This window comes from Amycolatopsis sp. FU40 (assembly GCF_021903635.1).
Lineage (GTDB): Bacteria > Actinomycetota > Actinomycetes > Mycobacteriales > Pseudonocardiaceae > Amycolatopsis > Amycolatopsis dendrobii.
The window spans coordinates 6820594-6839575 of record NZ_CP091381.1 but is presented as its reverse complement, the minus strand read 5'-3'; the positions used below and the strand labels follow the sequence as shown (position 1 = coordinate 6839575).

Here is an 18982-nt window from a genome sequence, read left to right as displayed (position 1 = left end):
GCACCGGAGCGGGAGGTGGCACCAGAGCCGACGTTGTTGCCACCGCCAACAACACTGACACCGACGCGTGCGGTGGTGCCGGTGTCGTTGGCGGTGGCACAGAGACGGGTGGCACCAATGGCGACAGCGGTGCTGAGGCGGGCGGTGGTGCGGGAGCGGGCGGTAGTGCTGAGGCGGGCGGTGGTGCCGAGGCGGGTGGCGATGCGGGAGCGGGCGGTGGTGCTGAGGCGGGGGGCGACGCCGGAGTGTGCGGTGGTGCGGCAGCGGGTGGCGGTGCTGGCGATGCCGGAGTGTGCGGTGGTGCGGGAGCGGGTGGCGGTGCTGAGGCGGGTGGCGATGCGGGAGCGGGCGGTGGTGCTGAGGCGGGCGCGACGCCGGAGTGTGCGGTGATGCGGGAGCGGGCGGTGATGCCGAGGCGAGTGGCGATGCCGGAGCAGCGCGAGGTGGCCGGAGCGCGGCGAGCGGTGGTCACCTCGCTCGGCGGGCCAGCCGTGCCGCCTTGCTGGCCCGCCGAACGGGCTGAGCTTGCCTGCTTCCCGCGCATCCCCGCATCTGGCAGGCTCGCCGGACCTGAGGTTCCTGCGGGCCACCCTCGTGCGACGGGCCTGTCCGGCCGTCCGCGCATCGCTCACTTCCTCAGGCCCACGAGAACCTCCATCGGCGTGACTGCACCAAGGACGTCGCGTACTCCCGCAAGTTCCCTGGCTGCGTGAGGTACGTGGGGAGGCTGAAAGCCCGGTGCTCGGCTGCCACCGTGAGCGCCCTGGCGTGGGTGCGGGGTGGGGCGGAAACCGAGAGCTCCAGCGAGTCGAAGCCCAGCGTCACCAGGGTCGCGCCGAAGCGGTCTTCCCAGCTGCGCAGGACTGCTGACAGCTCCGCGACCTGGTCTGTCGACTTGATCATTCCCGTCCAGCCGATGAGAGCCGGGACGTCAGCCGGACGGTCGGCTTGGACCAGGCCCAGCCGGTGTGGGGTTCGGGCGGCAAGGATCGAGCCGGTGTTGCCTGCTTCGGCCAGCGGATCCGAGCGGCGGTGCGAGCGTTTCGCCAATCCGGGGAAGCGGGTGCCGAACGGGCGCAGGCAGGCTCCGTCGCAGCAGGAACCGTCCCACCAGCGGGACAGTACTTCGGCGGGGTCGGCGTTGGCGACGCGGTGGCCTGCGGGAGCTAGCCGGCCGCGGTCGTCCAGCCAGTCTTCGCCGCGGGCGGTGAAGCGCTGGTCGGGCGGGATGAGCACGGGCCACAATCCCGAGCGCTCGAACTCCGCGACGCAGCTCAGGTACCGCTGCGGGCGCGTGAGCGGTTCCTCCGACACCCAGATCCGCCCGTGCCAGCGCCCTGGCGGCAAGGTCTGGACCGGCGGTGCCCCGACGCCGGGGCGGAACGGTGCGATCGTCATGAGCTTCCCCTCGAACTGGTGTTCGGTGCCTGCATATCGAACAGTAGTTCGAACCACCGACAATTTCCAGGGCAACGCTCGCTCATCCGTTCGAGTGAACCTAGGGAAAGCCCAGGTCGAGGGGCGGAAAGAGTCAGTGCCGGGAGACGCGGCGCACCCGGACCGCGACGAACAGGCCGATGGCGATGGCCACCGCGGCGAGTACGACGTACTGGAAGACCGACGCGTACCGGTCCACCAGCGACCAGCTCTCCCCGAGCAGGTAACCGGCTACGACGAAGGCGGTGTTCCACAGCAGGCTGCCTGCCGTCGTCAGCAGCAGGAACCGGGCGAACGGCATCCGCTCGACGCCCGCCGGCAGGGAGATCAGGCTGCGGAAGATCGGCACCATTCGGCCGAGGAACACCGCCTTGCCGCCGTGGCGGGCGAACCACGCCTCGGTGCGGTCGAAGTCGGCGGCGTCCATCAGGGGCAGGCGGCTGAGCAGTGCGCGGCATCGGTCGCGGCCGAGCAAGGCGCCTAGCCAATAGACGATCACGGCGCCGGCGAGGGAGCCGAGGGTCGTCCAGAAGAGGGCGCCGACCAGGCTGAAGGTGCCGCGGCTCGCGGAGAAACCGGCTAGCGGGAGGACGAGTTCGCTCGGGATCGGCGGGAACAGGTTGTCCAGGCCGACGACGATCGCGGCGCCGATGCCGCCTAGCGAGTCCATCAGTCCGACGGCCCATCCGGCCAGTCCGGTGAGGGGTTCGGCGGGGGTGGCGAGCAAGAGGTTCACGAGGGGTCCTTTCGCGATGGAAGGCAACGTCGTCGAAGGTAGGAAGCCAAGGCGCGCAACACATTGCGGGCGGCCACCCGGAGAAATGCGGAAAACCGCAGTACTCCGCCCCCACCGAGCTGGCTAGCCTGATCAACGTGAACAGACCGCGAGTGCTGCGCCGGACGGCGGGCGTCGGCCTAGGCGCGCTGACGGCGCTCATCGAGGTGCCGTACCTGTTGCTCGCCGCACCCCTCCTAGCCATCCCCGCAGCACGACCGCGGGTGTTCCGCGGCGCACGAAGGCTCGCCGAAATAGAACGTGCCCGCGTGCAGCGTTTCCTCGACGCCGGCAACGGCGACGATTACGACGGCCGCCGCGCCCTGCAGTACCTCGTCCCGCGCGGCCTGACCGGGCTGCTCGCGCTGGGAGTCTGGGTGTGCATCGGCGCGGGTATAGCGGCTGGGGTGTTCTACTTCGCCCAACTGGTCACCGGACGAGCTCCCGGCGGAGCGGGCGACGGGACTCTCCTCGACTGGCTCCCGGTGCTGGCTCTCGGCGCGATCGCGGTATTCCTTTGTGGACAGGGCCTGATCGGCGTAGCCGCACTCGACCGAAAGCTGGCGAGGCGGTTTTTCGGGCCGAGCAGTCAGGAACTGTTGCGGCGCAGGGTGTCCGAGCTGGCGACCACGCGGAGTGAAGTGGTCGAGGCGGTCAACGGCGAGCGTCGCCGGATCGAGCGGGATTTGCATGACGGCGTGCAGCAAAGGCTGGTCGCGCTAGGCGTACTGCTCGGTCGGGCGCGTCGGACGCATGACGCCGACCGGGCGGCTGAGCTGGTCCGCCAGGCGCACGAGGAGTCGCAGGAAGCGTTGCGCGAGTTGCGAGAGGTGAGCTGGCGCGTGTACCCGATCGCGCTCGACGAAAGCGGTCTCGAGGCCGCGCTGGAGTCTCTGGCCGAGCGCGCCACGATCCCGGTCGACCTCCGTTACGCAATCGACGAGCCCTCGCCGGAGTTGGCGACGGTGGTCTACTTCGTGGCGTCCGAGTCGGTCACGAATGCGGCCAAACATGCCAACGCCAACAAGGTCACGATCGACGTCCGCCGGGGAAAGACCAAGCTCGAAGCAGAGATCACGGATGATGGCTGTGGTGGAGCGAGCGTCGGTGCGAGTGGCGGATTGTCTGGGCTGGCGAGGCGAGTGGCGGCGATGGATGGCGAGTTCTCCGTACAGAGCCCCGAAAACGGGCCGACCACAGTGCGGGTGGCGCTGCCGTGCGAGTGATTCTGGCCGAGGACGCGACATTGCTCAGGGAAGGTCTCGTGCGGCTGCTGGCGGAGGAAGGCCACGAAGTGGTCGCCGCGGTCGGCGATGGCGAGAAGCTTCTCGAAGCGACGGCGGAACACCAACCCGACGTGGTCGTCACCGACGTTCGCATGCCGCCGACTCATACCGACGAAGGGTTGCGTGCGGCGCTGGAAATCCGCGAACGCTGGCCGGACACGGGGGTGCTCGTGTTGTCGCAATATGTCGAGAAACGCTACGCGGCCAAGCTGATCGGCGGTGACGGCGGCCGCATCGGCTATCTGCTCAAGGATCGCGTCGCGCAGGTCGGCGACTTTCTCGACGCGCTGGACCGGGTCGGGGCCGGTGGCGCGGCCTTCGATCCGGAGGTGGTGCGCAGGCTCGTCGCCCGCACCTCGCACGAGGACGCGCTCGCGCGGCTGACCCCGCGCGAGCGCGACGTGCTGGAGAAAATGGCGCAGGGCCACACGAACGCGAGCATCGCCACGCTGCTGTACATCTCGCAGAGTGCCGTGGAGAAGCACGCGAACGCGATCTTCGACAAGCTCGACCTGCCGCAGGCGAAGGGCTACAGCCGCCGCGTGCTGGCCGTTCTCCGTTACCTCGGTTCGTGATTCACAGCGGTCGACGCAGGTCCTCCGCGTCGACGATGTGGTACGCGTAGCCCTGTTCGGCCAGGAACCGCTGCCGGTGCGCGGCGTACTCCGTGTCCACTGTGTCCCGCGAGACGATCGAGTAGAAGTGCGCCTGCCGTCCGTCGCCCTTCGGACGCAGCAGGCGGCCGAGGCGTTGCGCTTCCTCCTGCCGCGAACCGAACGTGCCCGACACCTGGATCGCCACTGACGCTTCCGGCAGGTCGATCGAGAAGTTCGCTACCTTCGACACCACCAGCGTGCGCAGCTCGCCGCGGCGGAACTTGTCGAACAGTTCCTCGCGCTCCTTGTTCTTCGTCGCGCCCTGGATGACCGGGGCCTCCAGTTCCGCGCCCAGCATCTCCAGCTGGTCGAGGTACGCGCCGATCACCAGGGTCGGCTCGCCGACGTGCTTGTCCACAATGGACCGGATCACCGGGATCTTCGTCATCGCGGTGGCGGCGAGCTTGTACCGTTCGTCGGAGTCCGCGGTGGCGTACTGCAGGCGCTCGTTCTCTGTCAGCGTCACGCGCACTTCGGTGCATTCCGCCGGCGCGATCCAGCCCTGCGCCTCGATGTCGCGCCACGGCACGTCGTACCGCTTCGGGCCGATCAGCGAGAACACGTCGCCTTCGCGGCCGTCCTCGCGCACCAGCGTGGCGGTCAGGCCGAGCCGCCGCCGCGACTGCAGGTCCGCGGTCATCCGGAACACCGGCGCGGGCAGCAGGTGCACCTCGTCGTAGACGACCAGGCCCCAGTCGCGCGAATCGAACAGCTCCAGATGCCGGTACTCGCCCTTGGTCTTGCGCGTGACCACCTGATACGTCGCGATCGTGACCGGCCGGATCTCCTTCTTCTCCCCGGAGTACTCGCCGATCTCGTCCTCGGTGAGCGACGTGCGCGCGACCAGTTCGCGCTTCCACTGCCGCCCGGCGACGGTGTTGGTGACCAGGATCAGCGTGGTCGCCTTGGCGTGCGCCATCGCGGCCGCGCCGACCAGCGTCTTGCCCGCGCCGCACGGCAGCACGACGACGCCGGAACCGCCCGCCCAGAACGCTTCCGCCGCCTTCCGCTGGTAGTCGCGCAGGCGCCAGTCGTCCTCGGCGAGATCGATCGGGTGCGCTTCGCCGTCCACGTACCCGGCGAGGTCCTCGGCGGGCCAGCCGACCTTCAGCAGCGCCTGCTTGAGCCGCCCGCGTTCGGACGGGTGCACGATCACCGTGTCGTCGTCGATCCGCGAGCCCAGCATCGGGCTGATCTTCTTGTTGCGCGAGACCTCTTCCAGCACCGCGCGGTCGGTCGTGGTCATGACCAGGCCGTGCGCCGGGTGGTTGGCGATCTGCAGCCGCCCGAACCGGCCCATCACGTCGACGACGTCGATCAAGAGCGGCTGCGGCACCGGGAAGCGCGAATACGTGGTGAGCGCGTCCACCACCTGTTCCGCGTCGTGCCCGGCCGCGCGCGCGTTCCACAACGCGAGCGGCGTGATCCGGTAGGTGTGCACGTGTTCGGGCGCTCGTTCCAGTTCGGCGAACGGCGCGATCGCGATCCGCGCGTCGTCGGCACGCGGATTGTCGACCTCGAGCAGCACGGTTTTGTCGGACTGGACGATCAGGGGGCCATCAGTCACCTCTCCTTTATACGTTCCCTCCCGGCCCGCGGCCCGGGGATGCCAAGATGGCGGGACGAAGCCGCGGGAGGGGACCCAGTGACCACACCACCGTTCGGCGTGCCGCCGGCCGCGAACCCGTACCAGCCGCTTCCGCGGCAGCCGGTGCCGGGCGGCCCGAAACGGGTGTCGGGCAAGCAGAAGGCGCTCTTCGCCGCGCTCGTCGTCGTGGCGCTCGGGCTCGGCACGCTCGGCGCGTTCGGGTTCGCCGCGGTCGCGCGCTCGGCCGGACCGCCGGTCGCGGGCAGTTGTCTCTACCTCACGTCGCTGGGCTCGGAGACGCAGACCTACACCGGAGCGGACTGCTCCGACCAGGCCGCCACCTACCGCGTCGACACCGTCGCCAAAGGCCGGTCTTCCTGCCGCGGCGAGGACTATGTGCCGTTCGAGCTGTACTCGTCGGCGCGCAGCACCACCAGCAGGCCGACCCAGACGCTGTGCCTCGCGTTGAACGTCGTGTCCGGCGAGTGCGTGCGTGACGTTTCGGACGAGTCGAAGGTCGGCAAGGTCGCTTGTGACGACCCCAATGCGGAGGCGCGCGCGGTCGTGCACGACGGTACGAAGTCGGCGTCGAGCTGCGGCGAGAAGGACCTGTCGCTGGTCTACGCCGGGCCGCCGGTGCGCACGATCTGCCTGCAGCCGACCGGGGCGAGCATCTGAGGGCTACAAGGCGTTGGGGAGCATCGCCGCCACGTCGAGGCGGTTGGCGAGCTGCCCGGAGCTGTGCATGAGGTCGGCCACCCGCTGAAGCCGGGTCGCCGACAGCGTGGTCGGGTAGCTGCCGAGCGAGATCAGCGCGGCGGTGGTCTGGTCGATGGCGGAGAACGACGGCAGCGCGTCGCGCACCTTCGCCGAGTCGGACGCGGCTAGCTGGGCCTGGGTGAGGACGTTCCGGAACGCCGTCAGCGTGCGCGGGTTGGCGGCGGCGAACTGGCCGGTCGCGGCGTAGCCCGACGCCGGGAAGTCGAGGGTCGCGCCGGTCGAGCCGTCGGCGAGGACCCGCGCGCCGAGTTCCTTCTCCGCGCGGGTGATGTACGGCTCGACCATCAGCGCCGCGTCCGCGTCGCCGGACTGCAGCGCGGCGGGCATCTGCCCGAACGGCCGGGGCACGAATTCGATCTTCGATTTGTCGACGCCCGCCGTGCCGAGGACTGCCCGCGCGGTGAGCGCGCCGATGTCGTCAGGGGAGTCCACCGCGATCTTCGGCGACTTCTTCGCGGTCGGTTCGGTGTAGTCGGAATCGGGCAGCGTGACGAGCGCGATAGTCGTGCGGCCGAAGGTGTACGCCTCGCCCTGCAATTGCAGCGCGGTGCCGGACCCGGCGGCGCGGAACAGCGACACGTCGCTGCCGAACGTCACATCGACCTGTCCGGACTTCAGTTTTTCCACGCCGTCGCTGTCGCCGAGTTCCACCAGTTGGACATTCAGCCCGGCCTGGCGGAACTTTCCCGCGGCGACGGCGATCCGCAGCGGGGCGGTGTCGATGGGGCTCGCGACGCCGACCCGCAGCGTCGCGCGTTCCGGCGGTTGAGCTTGTCCGGCGTCACTGGATCCGAACACGGAGCAGCCGCTGAGTGCGAACAACGTCGCCACCAGCGCAAACCTCAGACCGGTCGCTTTCACTCGCCATCCCCTGCCGGGAGAATCTCTGCCTCGTGCTGGATCGTATGGGCCGCTGCCCATACGATCGCCCGCAGGGCTGTGCCCCCGCCAGGGTGGCTTCCCGATCTTTTCGCCGGGAACTACCAAGCGGTAGTTTCCGGCCGGAGCCCGATGACGTCCGTGGGCAGAGGTTCCCGCGGTGGAAAAGGAAGCACAGGTGACCCGTCGCGACGACCGTCCCCGTTCGGGTGACGCGACGGATCCGGCTGCCTCGCGCCCGGTCGGCGGCCGGTGGCGGCTGCGGAACTGGCGGCTGCGCACCAAGCTCTTCGTCGTCCTGCTGATCCCGGCGCTCGCCGTGGTCGTGCTGGTCGGCCTCCGGGTCAACAGCGACCTGCGCGACGCCCGCCAGCTCGCCGAGTTCGCCGCCCGTTGCCGGGTCGACTCGACGGTCGCCGAGGTCGTGCACCAGCTGCAGCGGGAACGCGACGTCACGGTGCGGTTCGTCGCGGGCGACCGCAAGGGGCCCACCGACGTCCTCGTCGGCCAGCGCACCCGGGTCGACCTGGCGATCGGCGCGTTCGAGCGGTCGCTCGCCGACAGCAAAACGCGGCTCGACGAATCGGCGGCGGGCGATCTGCAGCAGAGCGACGACCGGCTGCGGGTGCTGGGCGGCCTCCGGTATTCGGCCGAGCACTCCGCGTATCCGGCGGACGCGGTGCTCCGCTCCTACAGCGAGCTGATCTCGGGGTTGCTCGACATCAGCGACACCGCCGCGGCCGACGTCACCGAACCCGACCTGGCGCGGCTGCGGCTGGCCGGGAACGCGCTCGCGCGGATCAAGGACCAGATGTCGGTCAAGCGCGCGATCATGTCCGAGGCGATCGCGCAGGGCACGCTCAACAGGGACCGGACGCGTGCGCTGCTCGGCGCGGAGGCCGAACTGGCCGCCGCGCGCAGCGACTACCGCACCTTCGCGACTCCGGATGAACAGCGGATGTACTCGGACACGGTGATCGGCATCGTCGTCGACATCGGCAACGACATGGTCGAGTCGGCGCTCACGCGGACCGAGAACAACCAGCCGCTCTCTGGTCTGGACGCCGACCAGTGGGACACCGCGTCGACGTACACGGTCAATCTCGCCCATCAGGTGCAGCAAGCGCTGCTCGTCCAGCTCCAGGACAAAACGGACGCACGGGCCGCCAGCGCCCGCGCGTCGACGATCTGGGACGGCGGAATCGTCATCGGTGTCCTGCTGGTCGCCGGTGTGCTGTCGGTGGTGATCGCGCGCTCGCTGCTGCGGCCGCTGCGGATCCTGCGCCGTACCGCGCTGGAGGTCGCCGACCATCGGCTGCCCGAGGCCGTGCAGCGGCTGCTCACCGAGCCCGATCCGGCTCCGGAGAACCTGCGGCACCGGGCGGCGGTCGCGCCGGTGCCGATCTTCACCCGCGAGGAGGTCGGACAGGTCGCGCGCGCGTTCGACGCGGTGCACGGCGAGGCGGTCCGGCTGGCCGCCGAGCAGGCGATGCTGCGCGAGAACGTCAACGCGATGTTCGTCAACCTGTCGCAGCGCAGCCAGGACCTGGTGGAGCGGCAGCTGTCCGTGCTCGACCGGATGGAGGCGGGCGAACAGGACCCGGAGACCCTCGGCGGGCTGTTCGAACTCGACCACCTCGCCACCCGGATGCGGCGCAACAGCGAGAACCTGCTGGTGCTGTCCGGCACCGACCTGGTGCGCGAGGACACCGGACCGGTGGTCGCCGACGAGATCATCGGGGCCGCACTGTCCGAAGTGGAGGATTACCAGCGGATCGAGATCGGTCCGGCCCCCGCGCTCGCGGTGCGCGGCGACGCGGTCAACGACCTGGTGCACGTGGTGTCCGAGCTGCTGGAGAACGCCACCCGGTACTCCGGGCCGCAGGCGGCGGTCACCGTCGAGAGCGCGCGGACGCCGGAGGGGGCGTGGCGGATCGAGATCACCGACCGCGGCGCGGGCATGCCGCAGGCGGAGATCGACCGCACCAACGCGCGGCTGGCGCATCCGCCGGAGGTCGACGTCGAGGTGTCGCGCCGGATGGGCCTGTTCGTGGTCGCGACGTTGGCCGAACGGCACGCCATCGCGGTGAAGCTGAGTCCGGCCGAGGGACGCGGGCTCACCGCGACGGCCGTCGTCCCGGCGGCGTTGATCACCGAGGCCCCGCCGCTGCCGCAGCCGCCCGCGCCGGTCGAACCGGAACCCGCGCCGGAACCGGAGCTGCTGGCCCCGCTCGCGCCGCTGGCCCCGGCCGAGGAGCCAGCGGAGCCCGTGGAACTGGTCGCGCCGACCCTCGACGACGCCGGTCCGCTGCGGCGGGCGCCGGTGGTCGAGGAAGCGCCGTCGTGGCCGGGGCCGGCGTCGCGGTCGCATTTGGAGATCGACGCGCCGACGGACCGGATGCCTGCCTACCGCGACGTGCTTTCGCGCTGGTTCGACCTCTCCGCCCCGGTCGAGGAACCAGTGGCGCCGGAGCCGCGCGTCGTCGCGCCGATGCCCGAGGTGCCCGCGTTCGAGCCGGACTACCAGGCAGCCGAGCCGAGGCACGCCTACGAAACGCCGCCGGAGTTCCCGACCGACGACCCGGACGAGGCGGCTCCCGAGTGGCCGGCGCCGGAGCCCGCGGAGCAACCGGAGTGGCCGTCGCCTGAGCACCTGGAACAAGAGGACGGGGCCGAGGACACCTGGCCGTTCCTGCGGGTCGCCGACGTGGCGGGCGGCCCCGCCGCGGAGCCGGAGCCGCGGCCGATACTCTCGCTTTCCCCCGACGCGGTGCGCGCCCGGATGACGAGCCTGCAAGGCGGCTTCCGGCGCGGCAGGCACGCCAGGGGGGAAGACACCCCGCCACTGGATCGAAACGGATGAGGCATGAGTTCGAACACCGCCCTGCTGGAAGTGATCGCGCTGGGCGCGCGGGACGCGGAGCGGGCGCAGGAGGGCGGAGCGGACCGGCTCGAACTGGTCTCCGACATGGCCAGCGACGGGCTCACCCCGAGCGAGGCGACAGTGCGCGAGGTGCTCGCGGCCACTGACTTGCCGGTGCGCGTGATGCTGCGCGCGGAGAACACTTTCGACGCGCGCGCGATCGACGAGCTGTGCGCTTCGGCGGCCCGGTTGGTGTCCGCGGGTGCGCAGGAGTTCGTCTTCGGCTTCCTGACCGAGGACGGCGAGGTCGACGCCGAGGCGTGCCGCGCGCTGCTGAAGGAGATCGACGGGCGGCCGTGGACGTTCCACCGCGCCATCGACCGTTCGCGCAATCCGATCGCCGCTTACGACGTGCTGGCTGAGCTCGGCTGCGACACCGTACTGGCGGCGGGCCACGCGAACGGTGTCGCGAGTGGACTGTCCGTGCTGCAGCAGCTGGCGCGGCGGACCGACGGTCCGGCGCTGCTGGTCGGCGGCGGCTTGCGGGCACAGCAGGTGCATTTGCTGCGGGCGGGCGGGGTGCGCGGCTTCCACGTCGGCGGAGCGGTGCGTCCGTCCGGTTGGGACGCTCCGGTCGACGCGGCGGCCGTGCGCGAGTGGGCCGAACTCGTCAAGGGCTGACGCTCCAGTCCATTGCGGAAGGGAACCTCGCCGGGAATTCCAATTCCGGCAAGGTTCCCTTCTTTGCTTGACGAGCACAGTGCGCGTGTGCGCGCAAGCGGTCCGGAATGTCCGGGGCTTCCGTCTTCCGACGTCCGATGGTTTCCGGATTCGGCTGGACATCGCGGCGTCAATCAGTCATAAATCGTGCAAGTGGAAAACAAACCAACCGCGTTAAGGTCAGCCAAAAGTAGGTTTCTTTGTTTCCTGCGGTTTTTTAGGGTCGGTGATACGGGTCGGTACCGCGATTTAGCCGACCTGGTCCCCGCCTCTCGAGAGGAATTCTCATGCGCTTGCGCAAGCTCGTCGCCGCCGCGGTTCCGCTGCCGGCCTTGCTGTGCCTGTCCGTGGCTGGCGTCGCGAACGCCGATCCGCTGGTCGCCCTTTCCGGCAACGCCGCACCGCTCGCCGCCAGCGCGCGGTCCGGCGATATTGCCGCTGAGCAGCAGATTCCCGCCGCACTGTCCCTCAAGCTGCACAACCAGCAGGCATTGGCCCGCTTCCTCGCCGACGTGCAGGACCCGGCTTCGCCGCAGTACCACCGATTCCTCTCTCCGGAGCAATTCACTGCTGCATTCGGCCCAACGCAAGCCGAGGCCGATCAGGCGGTGAATTTCCTCAAGCGCAGCGGTGCGCAGGGTATTGAGGTTTCCGGAAACCGGCAGGCGATCACCTTCTCGGCAACTGCCGGACAGCTGGAATCTGCCTTCCATACGCGTATCGGCAATTACACCGACACGGTCACCGGCCGGAAGTTCTACGCCAACGACTCGGCGCCGGAATTGCCCGCTTCGGTGTCCTCGGTGGTCGATTCGGTCGTCGGCCTCGACAATCACGCGGTCAAGCACCACGCGAAGCCGACGCAGGCGCCGCGCACGGTCAAGCCGGTGACGCCGACCATCCTCAAGACCGCGTACGGCACCAGCGGAATGACCGCCACCGGCGCGGGCGTGAATGTCGGTTTCGTGGAGTTCGACGGCTACAAGAAGTCCGACATCACCGCGTACGACACCAAGTACGGCCTCAAGGCGGGCACGGTCAGCACGGTTTCGGTCAACGGAGCCAACTACGACTCCAGCCCCGGCGACGGCCAGACCGAGGTCGACCTGGACATCGAGGTCGTGCACGCGCTCGCCGCGCCTGCCAACGACTACGTGTACGAGGCCCCGAACTCCAACGCGGGCGAGCTGGCGATGTACCAGAAGATCGCGTCGGACAAGAAGGTCAGCGTCGTCTCGATCTCGTGGGGCTCTTGCGAGGCGGCGGAAGGCTCGGCCGCGGCCAACAGCGTCGACAAGGCGCTCGCGACCGGCACCGCCGAGGGCATCAGCTACTTCGCCGCCGCGGGCGACGACGGCACCACCGACTGCGCCCGCCAGACCGGCAGCAAGTCCCAGGCCGTGGACTTCCCGGCGTCGAGCCCGAACGTCTCCGGCGTCGGCGGCACGCAGCTGACGGTGAATTCGTCGAACGGCTACAGCAGCGAGACGACGTGGAACGACGGTGCTTCCGGCGGAGCGGGCGGCGGCGGCATCTCGACGATCTTCGCCGCGCCGTCGTGGCAGTCCAAGCAGAGCACGACCAAGCGCAAGGTCCCGGACGTCGCCGGTGACGCCGCGCAGGGTTCGGCGTACACGATCATCTCCGGCGGACAGACCGGGAACGTGTGGGGCACGTCGGGCGCCGCGCCGCTGTGGGCGGGCTTCGCCGCGCTGCAGAACGAGGTCCACAAGGGCGGCCTCGGCAACCTGAACGCGAAGTTCTACAGCATCGGCAACGGTTCCTCGTACGGTTTTGGCTTCCACGATGTGACCACCGGAAACAACACCTTCAACGGCACCACCGGCTTCTCCGCCGGAAAGGGCTACGACCAGACGACCGGCTGGGGTTCGTTCAACGGCTCCGGACTGTCCAAACTGATCGGCTGACAACGACTGTCGCGAGCGCCTGTCCCGGTCGCCGGGGCAGGCGCTCGCGCGTGTCTTGTGGACTGAAGCGGCTACGGACAATGGCTGATTGACCAAGATCCGGGACGCTGTTTTGATGGCCGGGTGCAGCCTCTCCTGACGCCTAAGCAGCAGGCCCTCGTCGACCGCGCCGCCAAGCTCGCGGACAGTTTCGCCGAGCGCGCGGCCGAGCACGACCGGGACAACACGTTCCCGCACCAGAACTACGACGATCTGCGGGAGGCGGGCTTCCTCCGGCTGTCGGTTCCCGAGGAACTCGGCGGCTCCGGTGCCGGGCTGCCGGAAATCCTGCCGGTGCTGGAACGGCTGGCGATGGGCGACGGCGCGACCGCGCTGGCGTTCACGATGCACCTGTCGCCGCTGGGACAGTGGGCGAGCGTGTGGCGGCGCACGAAGGCGCCCCGGCTGGAGCAACTGCTGCGCAAGGCGGTGGACGGCGAACTGGTCTGGGCGTCGATCACCAGCGAAACGGGCCTGCGCAACGACATGACGGACGCGAAGACCCGTGCGGTCCGCGTCGAGGGCGGCTTCGAACTGACCGGCCGCAAGAGCTTCGCGACCAACTCGGCGGTCGCCACGCACTGCTCGACCACCGCCCGCTACGAGGACGCCGACGGCGGCCCGCGGCTGCTGCTGTGCCAGATCGCGCTGGACGCGCCGGGCGTCACGATCCACCAGACGTGGAACACCATGGGCATGCGCGGCACCCAGAGCAACGACGTCGAACTGGACAAGGTGTTCGTCGAGGACGCCGCGGTCGTGCACTCGCTGCCAGTGAAACACCTCGACTCGAGGGTGCTGGAAACCGTCTGGGCCTGGGCGATGCCCGCGTTCTCGGCGGTGTACACGGGAATCGCGGCCGGCGCGCTGGACTGGACCGTGCAGACGCTGATCCAGCGCGGCAAGGCGGAAGACCCGGTGCTGCAGGACGTGATCGGCGAATGCCAGATCCTGCTGGAAAGCTCCCGCGCGCTGATCTACCGCCAGGCCGAAGAGGTGACGAGCCGGCGGTTGTTCACCGGGGACATCCAAGACGGCGTGGCCCGCAGCGCGATCGTGAAGTACACGGCGGCGAACAACGCGGTCCAGGTGATGCAGCGGCTGGTCGATGCACTGGGCGGGATGTCCTACACGAAGGCGCTGCCGTTCGAGCGCATGTGGCGCGACGTGCAGGCGAGCACGTTCATGCCGATGGGCAACCTGGCGACCCGGAAACTGGTGGGGGCGAACGTGCTGGGCGTGCGAACGCTGCCGGAGATCGGTCCGGACGAGACCGGACCGGATTCCCGCGCTAAGGGCTGAACGGGTGAACCGGGCCGGAATCGAATGAGTTCTTGCTGCTCAGGGGCTATCTTGACCGCTTCGGTCTTGGTGTCCAGGGGAGGGACAGCGAGTGGCGAAGCCGATTATCCGGACGCGTCCGGACGGGACGAAGTATCCGATCACGCCTAAGAAGGGCGGCGGAGCAAAGGTTTTCGTAGCCGGGGTGGCCATCGTCGCCGCAGTCGGCGGCGGCACGGCGACGGGACTTGGCGGTGCGGCCAGCGTGGGTTCCGGTGCGGCAGAGGCGTTGCCCGGCAACCTCGCGGGCGACGTCGCGGATTCCTTGCCTGGCCGGAGCCTCAAGGCACGGAAAGCGGAGGCCGAGAAGTCCGCGAAGCGGGGCCGTAAGAAAGAGACCTTCAGCCGGTTCAAGCTCAAGCAGCTCAAGGAAGCGATGGAGCGCGAGGGCGACTGCCTGCTGAATTCCACCGGTCGTGTCCGGGAGTACCTCGCACGGCACCGTTGTACCTCGTTGCATCGGAACCTCTTCGCCGTCGGAGACGGACACGGCAACGCGGCGGTGCTTTCCATCGCGCGGGTGGGGTTTCCGAAGAAGAGCGACGCCGAGGGGTGCGAGAAGGTCGAGGAGGTGCAGGGCAGCGGGGACATCAAACCCCTAGGCGCTGCCCTGCTCGGCCTCGACGGCGTGAAATTCTCCGGCCACCACTTCCAGTCCAGAGTGGACGGTCGAGCAATGGTGGTCGCCGAAACAGAAACCGTTGCCGGAAAAGTGGATCCCGGCACCCTTGACGCCCTTGCGGACGTCTCGGTCTGGTTCCCGAAGCTGTGACTACTTCTTCTCCGAAACGACGGCGTCCGAAGCCTCCGAAGCAGCGGCCTCCGCCGCCTCCTGCTCCGCCAGATCGGCCGCCGCCTGCACGGCCGGCCCGTGCAGCAACCGGGCCACTTCGCCGCGCAGCGAAACGAATTCCGCCGATTCCCGCGTCGTGATCTGGTCCCGCTGGGCGGGCAGGTCCACCTTCAGATCCGCCACGATCCGGGCAGGCGACTTCGACAGCACCAGCACCCGGTCGCCCAGGTACACGCTCTCGTCGATGTCGTGCGTCACCAGCAAAACCGTCGTGCTCTGTTCGACCTGCACCCGGCGCAGCAGGTCTTCCAGCTCGAACCGGGTCTGGGCGTCCACCGACGCGAACGGCTCGTCCATCAGCAGCAGCGCGGGGCGGCTCGCCAGCGCGCGGGCGATCGACACCCGCTGCTGCATGCCGCCTGAGAGCTGCCACGGGTACTTGTTCACCGCGGCCGACAGGCCGACCGCCTCGAGCGCTTCGGCGGCCCGGGCACGCCGGGTCGCCTTGTCGAGTTTGCTCCAGCGCAGCGGGAATTCCACGTTCTTCGCGACCGACAGCCACGGGAACAGGGAGCGGCTGTAGTCCTGGAACACCACGGCGAGATCGTCCGGCACCGACGTGACGCGATCGCCGTGCAGGCTCACCGTGCCCGCGGTCGGCGGGATCAGGCCGGCGATCGCGCGCAGCAGGGTGGACTTTCCGCAGCCGGACGGGCCGACGATGCACGCCAGCTGCCCGGTCTCCACCGTGAACGACAGTTCGTTGACCGCGACGTGCGCGGACTCGCCGCTGCCGTAGCGGTGGCTGAGGCCGGAGACCTCGAGCATGGTCGACATAACGGGAAAACCTTCCTAGTTCCGGCCGGGCTGCCAGCCGAGCACCCGGCGTTCGATGCCGAGGAGTGCGGCGTTGAACGCGTAGCCGAGGATGCCCAGCAGCACGATCCATGCCCACATCTGGTCGAAGTCGTACGAACGCTGGGCGGCGAGCAGCGCGTAGCCGATGCCGTTGAGCGCTCCCACCAGTTCGGAGATCGCCATCAGGATCAGCGCGATCGAAAGCGACACCCGAAGCCCGGCGAAGATCTTCGGCAGCGCCGAGGGCAGCACGACCAGCCCGATCCAGTACCGCTTGGGCGTACGGAACGCGCGGGCCGTCTCGACCTTGACCTTGTCGACCGAGCGGACACCGTCCACTGTGTTCATCAGCACCGGCCACAGCGAACTGAAGATGATCGTCGCGGTCTGCATGCCAGGGCCGATGCCGAACAGGATGATGAACACCGGCACCAGCGCGGGCGGCGGAATGGCGCGGAAGAACGCGAACAGCGGCCCCACGTAGTCCATCCCGGTGCGCGAGCGGCCGAGCGCGGTGCCGAGCGCGACACCGATCACCACCGCGAGCAGCCAGCCGCCGAGCAGCCTGCCGAGACTCGGCAGGATGTGGTCGAACACCGGGTCGCCGAGGAACAGGTGCGAGGCCGGGCCGGAGAACCACAGTTTCGCGGCCGCGGCGGCGATCTTCGACGGCGGCGGGAAGAACACGCTTTCGCTCAGCTGCGTCGCGATCTCCCACAGCACCACCAGAATCGCGAACAGCAGCCACTTGCGGGCGAACCCGCTGAGGCCGCGGCTCACCCGGCGCGTGACGGTGGAGGGCTTCTCGACCACACTCACGCGGCGGCTCCTTCGACAGCGCTGCTCCAGCGGAACAGCCGATTGCCCAGTCGTTCCAGGCCCTCGTTCACGAGGTAGCCGAGCAGCCCGGCGACCACCGTTCCGGCGAGCACCAGATCCATCCGGCCCGGTCCGGAACTGGCTTCGAGCACGAACTGCCCGATGCCGAGCTTCGCCCCGGCCAGGAATTCCGTGCTGATCACCAGGATCAGCGAAATCGCCGCGGACAGCCGGATCCCGGTGAACACGAACGGCGCGGCGTGCGGCAGCGCGACCGAGGTCAGCACCCGCGAACGCGGAGTTCCGTAGGTGCGCGCGGTTTCCAGCAGCAGCGGGTCGATCTCGGCCAGCGCGTAAATGGTGTTGAAGAGAATCGGCCACACCGCCGCGTACACGGCTAGCGTGATCTTCGCTTCCGGGCCGCCGCCGACGACGATCAGCACCAGCGGAATCAGTGCCACAGAAGGGATCGGCCGCAGGAATTCGACGATCGCCTTGGTCGCGTCGCGCAGCCAGCGGACGCTGCCGAGCAGCAGACCGGCCGGGACCGCGATGGCGATCGAGATGAGCAGCGCGATCAGCCACGCGAGCACCGAGGCGACCACGTCGCGGACGAATTCGACGTCGCCGAACAGTTCGCCGATCCGGGCGAACACCACGGTCGGCGGGGGAAGGTCGTTCTGGTCGATCAGACCGGCCCGCACGACGGCCTCCCAGATCAGGAGGAAGCCGAGCAGGCCGGTCAGGTTCCGGACGAGGCGCACGTCAGGACGCGTTCGCCTGCGGGACGATCATCGACTGGACGTCGATCTTCGACTGGATGGAACCGAACTGCTGCAGCAGGTCCGGCACCCGCTGGATGCGCCGGGCGTCCAAAGTGGACTGGAAGGTCAGCAGGTTCGTGATCTTCGCGGTCGCCTCGTCCACCTTCGAGAACTGGATCATCAGCGGCTCGATCTTCGAACGGTCGGCCGATTCCTTGGTGGCCCGCAGCATCGCGCGCTGGAACGCCGCGACGGTCTTCGGGTTGGCGTCGGTGAACTTGCCGAGCGAGCCGTAGCCCGCGGTCGGGAAGTCCTTGGTGCCGCCGGAAGCGGTGTCGATGACCTCGACCGTCCCGTTGACCTTCGCCGACTGCGTGATGAACGGCTCGGTCAGGAAGCCGGCGTCGATGTTGCCGCGCTTGACCGCGGGGCCGATGTCCGGGAACCGCAGGGAAACCCACTGCACGTCGTTGAAGCTCACGCCGTTGTCGCGCATGACCGATTTGGTCAGGGTGTCGCAAATCGTGTTGGTGGCGGTGATCCCGATCCGCTTGCCCGCCAGGTCGTGCACGTTCTTGATGTTGCTGTTCGGCATCGCCACGACCTCGGTGCTCTTCGGGCCGGCCGAGGAGGCGTCGGCGACGAGCTTGATGTCCGCGGCGCCCTTGCTCTTGGCGATGAAGAACGGCGTGTAGCTCGCGTAGGCGATGTCGACCTCGCCCGCCTGCAGTTTCTGCAGCGACGCGTCACCGCTGGCGGCGTCGACGGCTTCGACCTCGAGTCCCTCGTTCTTGAAGTAGCCGTTCTGGACCGCGAGGTGGAAAGGCACCACGTCGATCGTCGGCATGATCGAGACCTTGATCTTGGCCTTCTCGACCCCGGAGCCGCCCTTCGCGCTGCCCGAATCGTCCGATCCGCCCAGCAGGCCGCATCCGCTGGCAGTCAAGGCCACGCCGCCCGCCATCGCGAGCGACAGGAACCCGCGCCTGCCGTAATCGCGCCGGCTGCTCACCGCTTCATCAAACAAGGTCGCTCCTAGCAAATGGGCCCGCGTCTGGCATGGACGCGGGGGGAAGGTGGCTCATTGTCCGGAGTCACGCGGCTACTGTAGAGAACCAGGACGATCACTCACAATGGGTGTTCATATACGATTCAGAAGTGGCACTGGTCACTCGATCAGGTGATCGAATCCCCTGGTATGTCGGGGTATGTGAACGACCTGTGGGTGCCCGATGGGCCTTGATCCGCTGCCTGGGTGCTCTCCGGGCAACTTCTGGAGGGTTACAAATGGGCCAGGCGTTCGCTACCCTCTGCTCCTGCAATGTGAGGTGTGGACCACCGATGTAGTGAGAGCGCGACTAGGGAAAAGGCTCTCCGCGCACGCCGGCGACGAGCCGGTGCAGGGTGGCCTCGGCCGAACGGACTAAGAGATCGACCACGTGCGGGGACCGAACGT

17 protein-coding genes are annotated in these 18982 nt (G+C 68.8%); 9 read left to right on the top strand and 8 right to left on the bottom strand.

What is annotated here, in order from left to right:
- Positions 1-216: 216 nt before the first annotated feature.
- Positions 217-390 carry a hypothetical protein gene (locus L3Q65_RS32075; protein ID WP_237597412.1) on the top strand — a complete coding sequence of 58 codons (174 nt, stop codon included), beginning with the start codon at positions 217-219 and terminating at the stop codon, positions 388-390.
- A 246-nt stretch (positions 391-636) separates the two neighbouring features.
- Here L3Q65_RS32075 and L3Q65_RS32070 read toward each other — a convergent pair whose 3' ends face one another.
- Positions 637-1398: a DUF4253 domain-containing protein gene (locus tag L3Q65_RS32070; RefSeq protein ID WP_237597411.1), complete on the bottom strand. Its 762-nt coding sequence runs from the start codon at positions 1396-1398 to the stop codon at positions 637-639.
- A gap of 133 nt (positions 1399-1531) precedes the next feature.
- A complete protein-coding gene (locus L3Q65_RS32065; RefSeq protein ID WP_182896698.1) occupies positions 1532-2173 on the bottom strand; it encodes a DedA family protein in 642 nt (213 codons plus the stop codon).
- 137 nt (positions 2174-2310) lie between these two features.
- Here L3Q65_RS32065 and L3Q65_RS32060 point away from each other — a divergent pair, with 137 nt between their 5' ends.
- Complete coding sequence (locus L3Q65_RS32060) at positions 2311-3438, top strand: histidine kinase (protein WP_182896699.1); 1128 nt, start codon at positions 2311-2313, stop codon at positions 3436-3438.
- A complete protein-coding gene (locus tag L3Q65_RS32055) occupies positions 3429-4073 on the top strand; it encodes a response regulator transcription factor (RefSeq protein WP_182896700.1) in 645 nt (214 codons plus the stop codon). The genes L3Q65_RS32060 and L3Q65_RS32055 overlap by 10 nt, the downstream gene beginning before the upstream one ends.
- Position 4074: 1 nt before the next feature.
- On the opposite strand, the gene L3Q65_RS32050 is transcribed toward L3Q65_RS32055, so the two are convergent.
- A complete protein-coding gene (locus tag L3Q65_RS32050) occupies positions 4075-5721 on the bottom strand; it encodes a DNA repair helicase XPB (protein WP_237597410.1) in 1647 nt (548 codons plus the stop codon).
- Positions 5722-5799: 78 nt separating this feature from the next.
- On the opposite strand from L3Q65_RS32050, the gene L3Q65_RS32045 reads away from it, so the two are divergent.
- The gene (locus L3Q65_RS32045) at positions 5800-6420 is read left to right on the top strand and encodes a hypothetical protein (RefSeq protein ID WP_237597409.1); all 621 of its coding nucleotides are present in this window, start codon (positions 5800-5802) and stop codon (positions 6418-6420) included.
- Positions 6421-6423: 3 nt separating this feature from the next.
- Here L3Q65_RS32045 and L3Q65_RS32040 read toward each other — a convergent pair whose 3' ends face one another.
- Entirely contained in the window at positions 6424-7443 is a 1020-nt protein-coding gene (locus tag L3Q65_RS32040) for an ABC transporter substrate-binding protein (RefSeq protein WP_237597408.1), read from the bottom strand.
- Between the two features lie 136 nt (positions 7444-7579).
- On the opposite strand from L3Q65_RS32040, the gene L3Q65_RS32035 reads away from it, so the two are divergent.
- From L3Q65_RS32035 to L3Q65_RS32015, 5 genes are all read left to right on the top strand, one after another.
- Entirely contained in the window at positions 7580-10264 is a 2685-nt protein-coding gene (locus tag L3Q65_RS32035; protein WP_237597407.1) for a nitrate- and nitrite sensing domain-containing protein, read from the top strand.
- Positions 10265-10267: 3 nt separating this feature from the next.
- Positions 10268-10945 (top strand): copper homeostasis protein CutC, encoded by a 678-nt coding sequence (locus L3Q65_RS32030; protein WP_182896705.1) that lies wholly within the window; start codon positions 10268-10270, stop codon positions 10943-10945.
- A gap of 326 nt (positions 10946-11271) precedes the next feature.
- Positions 11272-12912 (top strand): protease pro-enzyme activation domain-containing protein, encoded by a 1641-nt coding sequence (locus tag L3Q65_RS32025; protein WP_237597406.1) that lies wholly within the window; start codon positions 11272-11274, stop codon positions 12910-12912.
- 123 nt (positions 12913-13035) lie between these two features.
- A complete protein-coding gene (locus tag L3Q65_RS32020; RefSeq protein WP_182896707.1) occupies positions 13036-14253 on the top strand; it encodes an acyl-CoA dehydrogenase family protein in 1218 nt (405 codons plus the stop codon).
- A gap of 91 nt (positions 14254-14344) precedes the next feature.
- Positions 14345-15064 (top strand): hypothetical protein, encoded by a 720-nt coding sequence (locus L3Q65_RS32015; protein WP_237597405.1) that lies wholly within the window; start codon positions 14345-14347, stop codon positions 15062-15064.
- On the opposite strand, the gene L3Q65_RS32010 is transcribed toward L3Q65_RS32015, so the two are convergent.
- From L3Q65_RS32010 to L3Q65_RS31995, 4 genes are read right to left on the bottom strand one after another with little or no spacing between them, the layout of a single operon-like run.
- Positions 15065-15922 (bottom strand): ABC transporter ATP-binding protein, encoded by an 858-nt coding sequence (locus L3Q65_RS32010; RefSeq protein WP_182896708.1) that lies wholly within the window; start codon positions 15920-15922, stop codon positions 15065-15067.
- Positions 15923-15937: 15 nt separating this feature from the next.
- The gene (locus tag L3Q65_RS32005) at positions 15938-16762 is read right to left on the bottom strand and encodes an ABC transporter permease (RefSeq protein ID WP_182896709.1); all 825 of its coding nucleotides are present in this window, start codon (positions 16760-16762) and stop codon (positions 15938-15940) included.
- A complete protein-coding gene (locus tag L3Q65_RS32000) occupies positions 16759-17526 on the bottom strand; it encodes an ABC transporter permease (RefSeq protein ID WP_067594799.1) in 768 nt (255 codons plus the stop codon). Before L3Q65_RS32000 ends, L3Q65_RS32005 begins: the two co-directional genes overlap by 4 nt.
- Before the next feature lies 1 nt (position 17527).
- On the bottom strand, positions 17528-18490 hold the full coding sequence (locus L3Q65_RS31995; protein ID WP_220508765.1) for an ABC transporter substrate-binding protein: 963 nt from the start codon (positions 18488-18490) through the stop codon (positions 17528-17530).
- Positions 18491-18982 lie beyond the last annotated feature (492 nt).

What these genes read in the sequence shown, in the direction of transcription:
- L3Q65_RS32070 (WP_237597411.1), bottom strand. Translation starts at nt 1,398, where the DNA reads ATGACGATCGCACCGTTCCGCCCCGGCGTCGGGGCACCGCCGGTCCAG.
- L3Q65_RS32040 (WP_237597408.1), bottom strand. Translation starts at nt 7,443, where the DNA reads ATGGGCAGCGGCCCATACGATCCAGCACGAGGCAGAGATTCTCCCGGC.
- L3Q65_RS32030 (WP_182896705.1), top strand. Translation starts at nt 10,268, where the DNA reads ATGAGTTCGAACACCGCCCTGCTGGAAGTGATCGCGCTGGGCGCGCGG.
- L3Q65_RS32025 (WP_237597406.1), top strand. Translation starts at nt 11,272, where the DNA reads ATGCGCTTGCGCAAGCTCGTCGCCGCCGCGGTTCCGCTGCCGGCCTTG.
- L3Q65_RS32010 (WP_182896708.1), bottom strand. Translation starts at nt 15,922, where the DNA reads ATGTCGACCATGCTCGAGGTCTCCGGCCTCAGCCACCGCTACGGCAGC.
- L3Q65_RS31995 (WP_220508765.1), bottom strand. Translation starts at nt 18,490, where the DNA reads ATGGCGGGCGGCGTGGCCTTGACTGCCAGCGGATGCGGCCTGCTGGGC.